The sequence below is a fragment of the Candidatus Cryosericum hinesii genome, assembly GCF_003570985.1.
Classification (GTDB): Bacteria; Caldisericota; Caldisericia; order Cryosericales; family Cryosericaceae; genus Cryosericum; species Cryosericum hinesii.
This window is the reverse complement of record NZ_QXIW01000039.1, coordinates 18,173-32,784: the sequence shown is the minus strand read 5'-3', so window position 1 is coordinate 32,784 and position 14,612 is coordinate 18,173. Positions and strand designations below refer to the sequence as shown.

General features: G+C 53.0%; 12 protein-coding genes. 9 read left to right on the top strand and 3 right to left on the bottom strand.

Annotated elements, in window-relative coordinates:
* The 5 genes from SMC3_RS09490 to SMC3_RS09245 form a co-directional block, all read left to right on the top strand.
* On the top strand, window positions 1-783 hold a 783-nt coding region (locus SMC3_RS09490), incomplete at its 5' end, for a hypothetical protein (protein ID WP_165846718.1).
* A gap of 414 nt (window positions 784-1,197) precedes the next feature.
* Complete coding sequence (locus SMC3_RS09255; RefSeq protein WP_119088317.1) at window positions 1,198-3,555, top strand: stalk domain-containing protein; 2,358 nt, start codon at window positions 1,198-1,200, stop codon at window positions 3,553-3,555.
* Between the two features lie 103 nt (window positions 3,556-3,658).
* Window positions 3,659-3,811: a hypothetical protein gene (locus SMC3_RS09485; protein ID WP_165846717.1), complete on the top strand. Its 153-nt coding sequence runs from the start codon at window positions 3,659-3,661 to the stop codon at window positions 3,809-3,811.
* A gap of 116 nt (window positions 3,812-3,927) precedes the next feature.
* Window positions 3,928-4,830 (top strand): phosphotransferase family protein, encoded by a 903-nt coding sequence (locus SMC3_RS09250; protein WP_119088316.1) that lies wholly within the window; start codon window positions 3,928-3,930, stop codon window positions 4,828-4,830.
* 103 nt (window positions 4,831-4,933) lie between these two features.
* Complete coding sequence (locus SMC3_RS09245; protein ID WP_119088315.1) at window positions 4,934-6,148, top strand: MFS transporter; 1,215 nt, start codon at window positions 4,934-4,936, stop codon at window positions 6,146-6,148.
* A gap of 9 nt (window positions 6,149-6,157) precedes the next feature.
* Here SMC3_RS09245 and SMC3_RS09240 read toward each other — a convergent pair whose 3' ends face one another.
* Both SMC3_RS09240 and SMC3_RS09235 read right to left on the bottom strand, forming a co-directional pair.
* Entirely contained in the window at window positions 6,158-7,045 is an 888-nt protein-coding gene (locus tag SMC3_RS09240) for a GNAT family N-acetyltransferase (protein WP_119088314.1), read from the bottom strand.
* A 166-nt stretch (window positions 7,046-7,211) separates the two neighbouring features.
* Window positions 7,212-8,054, bottom strand: coding sequence for an AEC family transporter (locus tag SMC3_RS09235; protein ID WP_119090089.1), 843 nt, complete (start codon window positions 8,052-8,054; stop codon window positions 7,212-7,214).
* Window positions 8,055-9,002: 948 nt separating this feature from the next.
* On the opposite strand from SMC3_RS09235, the gene SMC3_RS09230 reads away from it, so the two are divergent.
* Genes SMC3_RS09230 through SMC3_RS09220 form a run of 3 tightly spaced genes read left to right on the top strand, consistent with a single transcriptional unit; the run spans window position 9,003 to window position 12,261 of the window.
* Window positions 9,003-9,794, top strand: coding sequence for an electron transfer flavoprotein subunit beta/FixA family protein (locus tag SMC3_RS09230; RefSeq protein WP_119088312.1), 792 nt, complete (start codon window positions 9,003-9,005; stop codon window positions 9,792-9,794).
* A gap of 9 nt (window positions 9,795-9,803) precedes the next feature.
* Window positions 9,804-10,835, top strand: coding sequence for an electron transfer flavoprotein subunit alpha/FixB family protein (locus tag SMC3_RS09225; protein WP_119088311.1), 1,032 nt, complete (start codon window positions 9,804-9,806; stop codon window positions 10,833-10,835).
* A 1-nt stretch (window position 10,836) separates the two neighbouring features.
* The gene (locus tag SMC3_RS09220) at window positions 10,837-12,261 is read left to right on the top strand and encodes an FAD-binding oxidoreductase (RefSeq protein WP_119088310.1); all 1,425 of its coding nucleotides are present in this window, start codon (window positions 10,837-10,839) and stop codon (window positions 12,259-12,261) included.
* A gap of 167 nt (window positions 12,262-12,428) precedes the next feature.
* Here SMC3_RS09220 and SMC3_RS09655 read toward each other — a convergent pair whose 3' ends face one another.
* The gene (locus SMC3_RS09655) at window positions 12,429-12,629 is read right to left on the bottom strand and encodes a transposase (protein WP_279386333.1); all 201 of its coding nucleotides are present in this window, start codon (window positions 12,627-12,629) and stop codon (window positions 12,429-12,431) included.
* A 398-nt stretch (window positions 12,630-13,027) separates the two neighbouring features.
* On the opposite strand from SMC3_RS09655, the gene SMC3_RS09210 reads away from it, so the two are divergent.
* The gene (locus tag SMC3_RS09210) at window positions 13,028-14,557 is read left to right on the top strand and encodes an ABC transporter substrate-binding protein (RefSeq protein WP_119124218.1); all 1,530 of its coding nucleotides are present in this window, start codon (window positions 13,028-13,030) and stop codon (window positions 14,555-14,557) included.
* Window positions 14,558-14,612 lie beyond the last annotated feature (55 nt).

Below are 14,612 nucleotides of genomic sequence, written 5' to 3'. Positions count from 1 at the left end.
CTCGTTAGGTACGAGTTCAGGGGCCGCAGACTCCTGTACACGATCGGTCTCATCACCATGTGTGCGCTGACGCTGTATCAGGCGACACGCTTCATCGGGATGCATGAGGACCCCGCGCAGTCGGCGCCGGTGTCGATGAGCGTGCCGCTCATGATGGCAGGCTTCTGGGTCCTGTTCTACGCGGTCATGACGGTCATCAACATCGTCACCTATACGCAGGACCTCTATGGCGACACCGGGTACCTCGTCTTCGGCCTGCCACTCCACGGAGCAGAGGTCCTTGGTTCCCGGATCGTCCTGCTCGTCTTTGACACGCTTATGACGTTGCTGGGCGGCATGACGAGTGTGATCATTCTTGCCTGTCTTGCTCCTGGACTTGCCCAGCAGGTACGGCCCTACGTTGGCAGGTTCCTGCTAACCAGCGACTACTGGGTGATGTGCCTCGGCGTCCTGGCAGTGATCGTCAGCTTCATGTCGATCATGTTCTTCGGCGTGACGTTCGGGAAGACGCTCACCAACTCGAAGAAGCATCTCGGTAGTATCTTTTCTGCGCTCGTCGTCATTGTGGTGCTCTGGTTGAGCGCACAATTCGGTCTCGTACTGGAAGAAACGATGTTCAGTGGAGTCCGCCTGTATCTGCGGCCGTGGGAGAACCTGCCATTCCTCGGAGCAGGGTCACAGCCAGTAACATTCCCCCTGGTTTCTCCGCTGTTGTTTGTCGTGCTCGGCGTGCTTGCCTTTGTGATGACTTCCTGGCTCATGGACCGCAAGCTCAACCTGTAGGGTGCGCTACCTCTATTGATGTATTCCGGCAGGCTCCTGGTGCAAGAGTGGCCTGCCGGTTTGCACACTGTGCCGGAGTGACACTTCGATTCACGTGCGAGCGTACGTGAACCATTGAGTCGTGAACTCACGAGAAACAGCCATGGCGCTTTCGCGCTTCATCAGGATGACAGGTTGTCTCTTCTGGCAATCGTCTGCCTCAGTCATTCTCGCACAGGTGGAAATCCAGTCTGTCAATCGGGCTGCATCTTCTCGATGTCTGCATCGACACAGGAGTCGTTCATGAGAGTCCTGAAGGGGGAGGATGAGACACCAAAGTCGGGGTTGAGCTGAGCAGATTGCTTGAACGTTTGCCGCAGATGTGGGTATAATAAAACTGAATGTTAGAGGAACAGCCTGGAGGGGGCAACAATAATGAAACGATCCGTTTGTAGTGTCTTGATAATGATCCTGTGCATCGTTCTGAACGTTTTCGGCGTGACATCTGGCGTCCCCGCTGCACGGGCAGCGGAGACAGGGACCTGGACACAGTTGCCCCTGTACGGGGGTCTCATCTATTGTCTTGCCATAGACCCAAAGACGCCAACCACCATGTATGCCGATACCCTCAATGGTCTCTACCGATCCACCGACGGCGGTGCGACCTGGACTGTCGTGAAGACCGATACCAAAGAAGGAGAGTCTATCTTCCTTGTCATCGACCCCCATACGACGTCCACGATTTATGCCGGCAGTGCTGGTGAGACCGCTCGAGATGGTAGCATCTTCCGCTCCACGGACAGTGGCGACCACTGGACTGAGGTGACTACAGGCCTTCCATCTACGCATATCTCGTCTCTTGTTATTGATCCTCTCACCCCCTCTACTCTGTACGCTGGCACTAGTGTTGGTGTCTATCGCTCGGTCAACAGTGGTGCATCGTGGACTGCTGCGAACGCTGGTATTGCCAACCTCAATGTTATGTCTCTTGCCATCGACCGCCATAACCCCACGATCTTGTATGCCGGCAGCTACCGCGGGGGTATCTATCGCTCCGTCAACGGTGGCGTCACCTGGATTGCTGCAAACGCCGGCCTCACCACGCTGAACGTCACTTCTCTTGCCATTGACCCGTTGTCGCCAGACATTCTGTATGCAGGCACCGACGATGGTGGCGTCTTCCGATCCGCGGACAGCGGCAATCACTGGACGGCAGCAAGTACTGGACTCACCGTTCTGAACGTCGCTTCTATTGCAGTCGACCCCATCACACCTTCAACCCTGTATGTCAGTTCCTATAGCGATGCTGGCAGCGTCTACCGTTCCAACAACAGCGGCGCCACCTGGACCGCCGTGAACACAGGTATCACCAGTCAGGTCATCGAGTCTCTTGCCATCGACAACAAGGTACCAACCACTCTGTATGCCGTTTCCTCGACTGGCGGCGTCTTCCGCTCCACGGACTCGGGAGATCAATGGGTTGCTATGAACAATGGTCTCTCGTTTATGGAGGTCTGTTCGCTTGCCGTCGATCCTGATACTCCTACCACCCTGTACGCCGGTCTCGATCGTGGCGTGTACCGTTCTGTCAACCGTGGCGCCACATGGACTGCTGCGAACGCGGGTATCGAGAAATGGGAAGCCATCTGTCTTGCGATTGACCCTCTCACTCCAACCACCCTGTATATCGGAACCCATAATGGAGTCTACCGTTCTGCGGACTCGGGAGACCACTGGACTGCCACGAACACAGGCATAACAAAGACGAGGGTTGCCGCTCTTGCCATCAACCCCCGTACGCCCACCACTCTGTATGCCGGTACCAACAATACTGGTGTCTTCCGCTCCACTGACAGCGGTACCACCTGGACTGCGGTGAACACCGGCCTCCCACACGTGGATGTCTGGTGTCTCGCTATCGACCCTCTCACCCCCACGACCCTGTATGTCGGTACTTGGATTGTCGGTACCCAAGGTGGTGTCTTCCGCTCCACGGACTCAGGAGACCACTGGACGGCCGTGAATACCGGCATCACCGGTATGACTGTCTATTCTCTTGCCGTCGACCCTCTCACCCCTTCCACCCTGTATGTCGGTACCAACGGTTACGTCTGCCGCTCCACGGACAGCGGTGCGACATGGAAGGCAATGAGTATCGGACACGACTATATCTCTGTCTACTTTCTTGCCATTGACTCCTTCACCCCTTCCACCCTGTATGCCGGCACCAATGTTGACATCTTCCGCTCCACCGACAGCGGCGCCACCTGGACGGTCGTGAAGCTTGGCATCACTTCGAGAAATGTCACCTCTCTCGCCATCGACCCAAAGAGGCCTTCCACGATGTATGCCGGGTTCACTCATAACGGAGTCTTCCGCTACGACACCCGATCCTTGGCAAGCCGGAAGATCGTTCTTCAGATCAGCAAGTCTACGTTCACTGTCGACGGCACGTCGAAGACACTCGACTCGCCTCCCGTCATCAGGAATGGCAGGACTCTTGTCCCGATACGTGTGATCATCGAAGCCCTCGGAGGGACTGTCGGCTGGGATGAGACCGCACGGAAGGCGACCGTGACCCTTGGAAGCACGACTATCGAACTCTGGACCGGCAAGGACACTGCTACCGTGAATGGTGTGAGTACGCATATCGACTCAGCGGACGCCAAGGTGATCCCCGAGATCATCAGCGGCAGGACCATGGTTCCCCTGAGGTTTGTCTCCGAGAATCTCGGCTGTTCGGTCGTCTGGGTGAACGCGACAAGGACGATCACGGTGACGTACCAGTCATGAAGGTGCCTGTACAACTGCCTCCGTTACTCTCTGAGGTGGGGGTACTCCTTGCAACGTCGACGTGTGGATCTCTCCCTCGCTTCACGGGGAGCTTCACTGCCTCATGCTGAACCCTTGGAAGAACATGCCGTTCATTGGTGGAACGCCGGCAGTACCAACACAGTTTCCGCTGGTATCTCCATTGATGTTCGTCGCGCTCGGCGTGCTTGCCTTTGTGATGACTTCCTGGCTCATGGACCGCAAGCTCAACCTGTAGGGTGCGCTGCCTCTATTGATGTATTCCGGCAGGCTCCTGGCGCAAGAGTGGCCTGCCGGTGTCAATATGGTGTCAGAGTGGTTTGTTCAATACACCAATGATGGTATCCTATATATATGAAACGCGCTGTCGATTCAGGTACGACCGAGTCCATACAACCACGTATCAGGGCCATTACATGCGATCTTACGCCTGCCGAACGGCTGCCGCCGATGAGCTTGGATCCGATGACACTGCGGCTGCCTGCTCAGGTCCTCGCAATCACGGGACCGGTGGTGCACAGGTCGTCGCCGCACCATGGCAGATGTGGGCTGGTGCTGTTGCTACAGAACGCGTCGGAGCAGCGCTTTGTCGTCAAGGTCGCCCGCGGAGCCTATCGTATGCAGGAGCTCGCCCTCGAATATGAAGTTCTGAAGCTGCTGCATGGAACGGAGGTTCCTGTGCCGAAGCCCCTTGTCCATGTCCAGAACCGGCCTCTCGGGTTCCTGCTGATGGAGTACGCCGCAGGTCGCTCTGCGACCGACGTTCTTCGTGAGGCCGGTTCCAGGGACGACCACAACCGTATCGCCGTGGCAGTGGGCTCCATGTTGTCGACGCTGCACCATCTGCCGGTCGGAACGGTGAGCTGGCAGGAGTGCGTCGACGGACAGCTGCTCTGGGCCGAGCGTCATCTGCAGGAAAAAGTGATGAGCAGGGCCGAATTCCGCGCAAAGGGCATCACTGGCGATCCCGTCAAGGAGCTTGAGCGCCTGAAGGCGACCTGCCCCCAGCCTGGCGTTGTCGCGGTCCTCCATGGCGACTTCCGACCGAAGAATATTCTGCTCGATGGGGAACGGATCACGTCTGTGCTGGACTGGTCCTTTACGGACCTCGGTGACCCATGGTATGACCTTGCAACGATGTTCGGGTATCTGGATCCCGCTGGCCAACAAGTGTTCTTGAATGCGTACGGACTCGAGGCTGTGGACCACGAACGCCTCGCCTGGTTCCGCTCCCTCTCCGTCTACCTGGCCGTCTGAAACTCGGCTACAGGTCCGGCGACCCCTCGTGCCCGCGCTTGATGCGCGAAGCACGGGACTGTAATGCTTGCGAAGAAGAGAAGATCAATCGCCGGGAGATGCTATGGACAGGCCAACGTTTCGCGTGTATGGCTACCGCTGGGTTGTGTTGGCGGTATTCATGTTCATCAACATTACCATTCAGATGTTGTGGATCAGTTATTCTCCGATTACGGGGCCGGCGGCAACATTCTACGGCGTAACCGATCTCAACATCGGATTGTTATCGATGATGTTCATGATCGCCTTCATTCCACTGTCCATTCCGGTTTCGTGGGTGATCGACACGTGGGGGTTTCACAAGGCTGTTAGTATCGGAGCCGTTTTGATGGGCGTTTTTGGTATCCTGCGAGGACTGGCGGGAGCCAGGTATAGCCTCGTCCTGGCTTCGACCATTGGCATCGCTGTCGCGCAGCCCTTTCTCCTCAATGCCTGGACAACCGTTCCGGCCAAGTGGTTCGATCTCGAATTTCGTGCCACGGCAGTCGGACTGGTGACACTCGCATCACTTGTCGGAGCAGCGATCGGGATGGTCCTGACACCAATTCTGACCCAGAGCGTGTCCATCGCGCGTGTTCAGCTGCTGTACGGCATTGTGGCTGCTTTCTCGTCGGTGCTCTTCATCCTGCTGGCGCGTGAGAAACCGCTCACGCCACCATGCCCAGCAGGGCAGGAGGCGCGTGCGCTCATGCTGGATGGCCTCAGGAATGCTCTCAAGAACAGAATGTTCTGGATGTTCCTGGTTATCTGCTTTATTGCACTGGGGCTCTTCAATGGCCTGTCGACCTGGGTGGAGCCCATCATCCGACCGCGCGGATTCAGCCCGGAGCAGGCGGGGACGCTCGGTGCCCTCATGCTTGTCGGAGGAATTATCGGTGCTGTCGTGATCCCTGCGTTTTCAGACAGACAGCACAAACGTTGCAAATATCTTATGATCGGCGTGCTGGGTGCGATTCCTGGTCTTATCGGCGTCACGTTTGCGCGGCCTGTCTGGCTGCTCATGGCATCGGCCTTTGAACTGGGGTTTTTCCTCATCAGTCTGAGTCCGGTAGGCATGGAGTATGCCGCCGAGATTACCTATCCAACACCGGAGGGAACATCCAACGGGCTGATCCAGCTTTTCGGCCAGGCTGCTGTTGTCTACGTGTATGTCATGCAGGCCATGCGCACGAAGGACGGCTCCTTTACCCTTTCGCTGCTCTTTGCGGTGTTCCTGCTCATCATCTGTGCGTTTATTGTCACTCGCCTGAAGGACCCGGATGTCGCACACTCCGCTTGAATACTGAGGCTATTCGACCGGGCGCTCGTAGACAAACACGTCCGGCTCGCCATGACGCCAGACGTCGAATTCGAGCGCGGTCACCGTCTCAAGAAAGTCCGTGTGGACGGCCTGACCAGCTGGAATCATCGTCTGGACGCACTTCGCCCCCGGATAGAGGGCAAGGGCATGACGGATGAGGACGTCCAGGTGTTTGGGACTTCCGTCTGCGAAATCGATGGAGACCTCGCCTGCACCGTGATCGGGGTGACAGATGACCAGCAGGCTGCGCAGGGACCCCTTGCTGCCGCGAAGGCCGATGGCCTTGTCGAAGACAGGCCAGGCGACGACTTCGGGGCGTGATGCAGGCCAGAACTTCCAGCCCTGACCGATGAATCCACAGCTCATTGCAATGGAAGCGGACCCCATTATCCACGCGCGTGCTTCGTCGAAGGGCACTTCCGAAACCAGTGGCGACAGCTCTGCGGTGGACCGTGCGGGACCGTCCAGCTTCGCCTCGGCAAGGATGAACGCTGCCTGGCGCACAAAACCGTGCTGCTGGACGATGTGGATGCTCGCCAGGTTGTCGATGTACGTCGAGAGTCCGATGCGCTGTGCGCCCTCGCGGGTCGCCTTCTCGATAAAGTATTCAGTCAGCGCCTTGCCGGCACCGTGTCCTTGCGAAGCGGTGTCCGTGCGGATCCCCTCAAGCCACACGTAACCGGGGGTCAGATTGACCGTGCGCGCAAACGCGATGACGGATCCGTTCAGGTCGGCGACCGCCACCTCGGAACCCCGCATGCGGAGCCATTCGTCGATGATCTGTGGCACGTAGTCGTCTCCCCCCCATATCTGCGAACTGATCGCCAGGATGCGAGATCGGTCGGCGAGCCGTGCTGTACGAATGGTGACTCCCATGTGTTTCTCCTGTCATTGTAGAGTGACGGCAAACTGCGCTGTCCCATACAAAGTATACCCGTATGTCAAAAAGGCTTCAACATGCGTGGCAGGAACGACATATAACGCGTGGATTCCCGCTTGCGCGTCTCACCCCAGGCCGCTCGCCCGTCCGAGGGCGTCTTTTCTAGAGGAAACGCGCCCAGAAGAGGATGGTCAGAGGGAACAGGAGCGTCGAGACGACGACGTTCCGGGACAGTTTCTTAACGTCCAGGCCAATCTCAGCGCCGTACACGACGCTGGCTGCCATGGTGGGCATGGCACTCTGGAGGATGAAGGCGCTGCGGATGTCGCCGGCAACGGGCAGGATGAGTGTCAGGGCCAGCGCCATCGCCGGTACGAGCGCGAGTTTGATTGCCGCCGGGATGAGCGAGCTCCAGTTGAAGTCCAGGTCCACGTTCAGCCCCACGAAGAGCATGGCAAGCGGCGACGTCGAGTTGCCGACGAGCTGGCATGCATCGGTGAAGAACTGCGGAAGAGCAACACGCTTGAGGATGAGTGCGAGGAGCATGGCGACCAGCGGCGGGTTGATGAAGCTGCGGAGATTCTTGTGAATCCAGGTGCTGAAGACCATGAACGAATGCGTCTGCACATAGATGACTGCAAGCGGCAGTGCTCCCTGGCCGAGGATCGCCTGCACCACGGGGTATCCCATGAACTCGGTGTTCCCGAGGAATCCCGAGAAGATCATCTCGCGATAGCGCATGGGGACCAGTCTGAAAGTCAGGTACCCGACCACCTGGATGATGATGACCCCCGGGATGATCCACAACGCCTTCACCGGGATGGGGTTGCTGTACAGGCTGATGAAAGTGAGGGCCGGGAGGGAGACATTGAACACGAACTTGCGAATACTGGTGGCATCTTGCAATGAGAGGACATGGAGCCGACGAAGCAGGATACCGACGGCTACGATGAGGACAAGCGTAAATACGGGACTCATTTCTGCAAGACCGATAGATTGTTTCATGTCTTCGCCATGATAGCGGAAAAGGGGCGTCGCGTCCAGTAAATCCTAGCGCGTTAAGCGTGAGGATGAAGAGATGGAAAGTTACGAAAGAATTGGGTCGGAAGAACTAGAAATGATTCTTGTGTTGGTACAGAAGGGAAAGAACCAAGCCGACATAGCGAAAGCGCTTGAGCGAAATCAGTCGAGTCTGTCCTGAGAATTGGCAAAAGGGTTAGAAAAGGGAGCGTACCAGAAGTCATCGCTGAAAATCGATACGCAGACACGGGAAGCTGCCCTATATGACCCTGATTGATGAACGGCCCAGCGAAGTCGACAGCAGGGATGTTCCAGGGCATTGGGAAGGAGATCTGATAATTGGCGATCAGCATCTGTGTTGGTTTTTGGAATTCTAGCAGGTCATAAGCGAGAGTTCTTCTCAATCGAGGATAGGCTATGGCGTGCCGGAATATATCCATGTTCACTATTATTCGAGGTGATGGCTCAGGCGAAAGAGCAAAATAGTGAAATTGTAAATTGAAAATAATTAAATGTGTCAAAGGGAGGTATTTATGAAAGAAGTTTTGCGTGCACCTTGGGGAACAACCTCATTGTCTCGGTAATGAAGCAGCTGCGAGGGGCTTTCAAAAACCGCATATCGGTTGCAACAACATACCTTGGCAGGCCATCCTCACAGATTTATGATGTATCTTGCGACATGCTCAATGAAACAGGCACATATTTCGAGTTCTCAGTTAATGAGAAAGTTGCACTTGAAGTCGCAACTTGAGTAGCTATATTCTGTGGATAAGGTTATAACATTTAGGATAGATACTACTAATCGTTTCTTGAAATGGCAAGAACAGCAATTAGAAAGGAAGAAAATTGTTGATTAGGTGACGCGAAGATTTGCGAAATTCCTTTTTTGCCGTTATGCGACCATTAAAGAAAACCAGAAGAGGTGGTAGGAATATGAGAATTGTGGTGCTTGTCAAGCAAGTTCCGTCAACAGACAAGGTAAAGATGGACGAAAAAACAGGAACAATGGTAAGAAGTGCCATGGAAGCCGAGTTGAATCCATTGGATCTGTATGCAGTGGAAGAAGCTGTGAGGGTAAAGGAAAAAATAGCAGGAACAGAGATTACTGTAATCTCAATGGGACCCCCAAATGCTACTTATGCTATTAGAGAGGCAATTGCAATGGGATGTGACAAGGGAGTTCTTCTCTCTGATAAAGTCTTCAGTGGGGCAGATACTTGGGCTACGGCCCGGACTCTTTCATCAGGATTGGAGAAGCTCGGACAGTTTGATCTGATCTTTTCGGGCGAAAGAGCGACAGATGGTGAAACAGGACAAGTGGGGCCAAGCGTAGCGGCGCAACTTGATATGCCTGCACTTACTTATGTGAGCAAGATCAGGGAAATTGGGGACGGCAGGATCGTGGTTGAAAGAGCAGTTGAAGAAGGACACGAGGTTGTCGAGTCTTCTCTTCCTGCCATGGTCAGTGTGGTCAAGGAAATAAACGAGCCACGAATGCCGAACCTCATGGGAAAGATACGTGCCAGAAAGACAGAAGTCACCGTCATGACCGCTCAAGATGTAGGATTGGATTCTTCAAAGGCAGGCCTCACTGGTTCCCCAACGCGGGTTGTAAAGGTGTTCTACCCATCCTTGTCTCGAAATGGTACGATCGTTGATGGAAAAGATCCTGAGAAAACAGTGGAGAAACTCCTTCAGTTCCTGAAGGACAAGGCTCTGGTGTAGGAGGATACTATGAAAACTAGCGAAGGAAAGTTCCAGGGAGTCTGGACTCTGGGAGAGCAGAGAGATGGTGAGATCAGCTCCGTCTCTTACGAACTACTGGCCTGGGGACGAGAATTGGCAGACAAGAGGGGGACAACGCTTGCCAGTGTTATCCTTGGCCACAATATTAAAGAAAAAGCTGAGAGCCTCGTTCATCATGGTGCAGATATTGTCTACGTTGTTGATCATCCTGGCTTAGAACATTTCGCTCCTGACGTACATGCAGCCATCCTGGAGAAGTTGGTGCGGGAGTTTATGCCAGAGATCTTCATCGCATCAGCAACGACGTATGGCAGAACTGTCATGCCTGTATTGGCTGCAAAAGTAGAGACCGGGCTTACCGCAGACTGTACTGAGTTAGACATAGATCAGGAGACCGGCCTTCTCATTCAGACGCGCCCAGCTATCGGTGGCAATGTTATGGCCACCATCAAGACGCCAGACCATAGACCTCAGATGTCTACGGTACGTCCAAGATCCAAAAAACCCCTTGCCAAAGACGAATCGAGAAAAGGCAAGATCATCGTAAAAGAATACCCTGATGAGCTGTATGTTTCTAAAGTGAAATTCATAGAGTTCATTAAGGATGAAACCACAGCGCTTCCTATTCAAGAGGCAGAGATCATCGTTTCGGGGGGCAAGGGCCTCAAGGATGTCAAGAACTTCACTCTGGTCCATGAACTTGCAGACCTGTTGAACGGTTCTGTAGGAGCTTCTAGACAAGCGGTTGATATGGGTTGGATTCCTTACTCACATCAGGTGGGTCTCTCTGGAAAAACGGTGAGTCCGCGTCTGTATATTTCAGCTGGGATTTCCGGTGCAGTCCAACACATTGCAGGAATGAGTTCCGCTGACGTTGTCGTAGCCATAAACAATGACCCGGATGCTGCAATATTCAAAGTGTGCGATTTTGGCATAGTAGGAGACGCTCTTGAAATCTTGCCGGTTCTTATTGAGAGACTTAGGGAACGCAAGACAATCAATGTCAAAGGAGAAAGTTGACATGGAATACAAAAAGGTGACTCCCGGAATCTCAGAGGAGTTGAGAAAGATCTTTGGTGACCGAAACGTTCTGACCGAGGTTGAGAAGATGGAGCCATATGCCAGCGATGAGGCAGGAAAACAGTACGCGCATATGCCTGATGTTGTGGTCAAGGCTGAGAACGAAGAGCAAATTGCACGGTTGATGGAACTTGCAAATAGAGAGCATATACCGGTTACGCCAAGAGGCGCAGGTTCTGGGCTTGCAGGTGCTGCTGTTCCACTTTATGGTGGCATTGTTCTTTCTGTGGAGAAGATGAACAGGATCCTTGAAATAGATGAGGACAACATGGTGGCAGTTTGTGAGCCTGGTGTTGTTACGAATGATCTCTGCAAAGCTGTTGCAGACAAGGGTCTCTTCTACGCAGGGTATCCAATGAGTGTTGAGGAAAGCTACATTGGAAGCAATGTGGCAACAAATGCAGGGGGAGCCAAAGTAATAAAATACGGAAGCACGAGGAGCCATGTGCTTGGCCTGGGATGCATCTCGCCCACTGGTGAGAAGCTTGTTCTAGGCGGAAAAAGGCGCAAAGAAACAAGTGGGTACAGCTTGCTTCAACTTATGATAGGCTCTGAGGGTACGCTTGGCATTATTACAAATGTTATCGTCAATCTCATCCCCCCCTCGAACAAGACGGTCGATCTTCTTGTGCCATTCGCGAATTTCGATGACGCTGCCAAAGCATCCAGCAGCATCATACGAACTACCAAGGTATATCCTGTAACAATGGAGTTCATGGACATATTCTCAGTCAGGGCTACGACCGAGTACCTCAACTTGCCACCGCTTCCAGCCCAAGATAAAGCTGAAGCCTATCTGTTGTTTACGCTAGAAGGTGTGGATCAGGATGAGCTGGATGAACTTGCCGAAAAGGCAGGAACCGCATGCCTTGAGATGGGTGCGCTCGACGTCTTTGTAGCGTCAACCAGAACTGAGTCTGAGAAAGTGTGGAACATAAGGATAAGTATGCCTACTGCACTGCTTGAAAAGTGGCCTCACGTATTGACAGGCGATGTCGTTGTTCCTCGTTCAGAGACTGCAGAGTTCATGGCAAGAACAAGAGAGATCATAAAGAAGTACGCAAAAGTTCAGCTAGAGTTCCATGGGCATATTGGCGACGGAAACATCCATTCATCGCTCATAGATACGGGAAACCGAACAGACAAAGAATGGATCGAATTCGCAGAAGAAGCTTATGGAGAACTTTGTCTCCTCGGGTCTCAACTGGGGGGCACTGTCTCTGGTGAGCACGGCATAGGTTTGGAAAAGAAGAGTGTTCTACGACAAAGCTTGGGCGAATATCCGATATCGCTTATGAGAGGGATAAAGAAGGTCTTTGATCCAAACGATATACTTAATCCGGGAAAGATCTTTGATCTCAAGTAATAAATGTTAACTGAAATGCCTTAAGGAATGTGACTCAAATGCTCTGAGAAATCAAGAATTGCTCAAACAGAAGGAAGTCCTAAAAAGAAGGCAAGAATCTATCGGTATCCATGGCTTCTGGAGTCTGTGACCTTTCTTGCGGCCATGCGGGAGTCCACTGGGACCACTTACTGTCCACCTCCCTGTAGCCCAGGACATCGCCAGTGGCCTGCCAGCGTCCGGGTCCGGGAACCATTCCAGTACATCGTTCGCTCGTCGCTGCGTTCGTAGGGCTCGGCATTCAGTTGCTCTGTTGCCTGAGCTTGCAACACCGAGTTGAATACCTGTTCCAACACTTTCGTCACGGCTTCCTCGCGCTTGCCAAGCATCAACTCTTTCAAAACATCATCTTCCAGTGTAGAATGTATTTGAGCTATTGGTTCATCCCTTTCAGTTGTTGGTTTGCCCAAACCCATTATACCGAAAGCGAGCCCTTGGCTCTTTTATTGTCTTGAATTTACACCAACTATATGGACACTATCATAGTTCTTGGACGCCACGCGCTCGTTACGTATTCGTTGAAGAAGCTCTCTTCTGGAATGTCGCAATCGTAGCATCTTCACATGTGTTGACATTGATATGCTAAGTGCTAACATAAAAAAATTGAAGTCAATTAGAGGCGAAAAGGGGGTGAAGTTCAGACTGTTGCCCACAACTTCTATAATTCCGTTGAAACAGAAAACGAAAACTGGGACGTTCTGGTAAGAGATCTACAGGAGGTAACAAGATGAAAAAGGCACTAGTCATGCTAATGGTCGTAGCATTGTTCGCTGGAGTTCTAGGATTTACCCCTGTAAGAGCCGCTGAGGGTGCCATCGTTCAGATAACGATTGGAAGTACAAAAGCGACTATAAACTCCAAAGCGGTTGTTCTTGATCAGCCACCTCTTATAGAAAGTGGCAGAACACTTGTACCATTCAGATTTATCGGGGAGGCAATTGGAGCCCAGATAGGCTGGAATCCTGCAAAAAAGTCGGTGAGTTACGTTCTTGGGAACAAGAATATCGTTCTCACCATTGGTTCAGTTACTGCTATTGTCAATGGCGTAAAGACTACTCTTGATGTTGCGCCCAAGATTCTTCCCACTGGCAGAACAGTGGTTCCTATAAGATTCATCAGTGAGTCAATTGGAGCAAAGGTCGACTGGAACGCTACTACAAGGATGGTCACAGTTACTGTAGCTGCAGCAAAACCCAGTTGGTCAACGCCCATTAAGATCGTTCTAAGTGCTCCATTCACTGGATCCGGCTCGATTCTTGGTACGTACTGCAAAGGCGGAGCTCAACTTGCAGTTGATGAAATCAACGCCGCTGGGGGAGTCAACGGAGCGAAACTTGATCTCATCACATACGATGACCAAGCTAATGCGAGCACCGCGGCCACAGTTGTACGTCGAGCTCTTGATAGCGACAAGGCCGTCGCCATATTTGGTCCAAACATGAGCGCAGCAGTGCTCGGTGTGCATGCTCTTGCGCAGCAAGCTAAGGTGCCAATGCTCGTCGGGGCTACTTCTCCTTCTCTGCGCTATGACACAACACACAATGACTACCTTTTCCGCCTTAGGGCAGACGATGGCGTGAAGGTTGCTCAGCAAGTGAAATATATTGTCGAAATACTCAAGGCGAAGAAGCCTGGAATTATCCTTGGTTCAGACGATTATTGCACGTCAGCACTCGCCGTAGCCAAGCAAGCTTTCGAAAAATATGGCATCAAGATCGTCGACATTGAGAGCATGAAGGAAGGCGATAAGGATGTCACGGCCCAGGTCACCAAGCTCAAGAATGCGGGAATTGACGTTCTCGTCGGACTGACCCATGAGCCTGAAGCTGCAGTTGTGATGCTGAAGGTTCGGCAACTGAAACTGGCAGTACCTATCGTGGGATTCTCTGCATGGGGTGTTCCAGCATTCACTGACTTGGCTGGTGATGCGGCGATCGGCGTTATTTCGGTTCAAGGATTCAATCCAGCCGACACTGATCCGACAGTCAAGAAATTCGTGGACGCATACAAGGCGAAATGGGGTATGGAGCCGAGCGATCCCGCTCAGTGCTACTATGATGGCGTGTACCTGCTAAAAAAGGCCATTGAGACGGCGGGAAGCACCGATCCTGTGAAGATCGACGAGGCTCTCAAGACTGTTGAGTACACTGGCGTTCAGGGCCTGATGAAGTGCGATGCTCTGCATAACTTCACCAATATATGCTATATTTCGCAATTCAATGGTAAGACTTGGAAGGTAATCTCCAAGATTCCATAGAATAATACTGTTCGTCAGCATTCCTTCGGGGGAAATCGGACTCTCCTTTCTGATT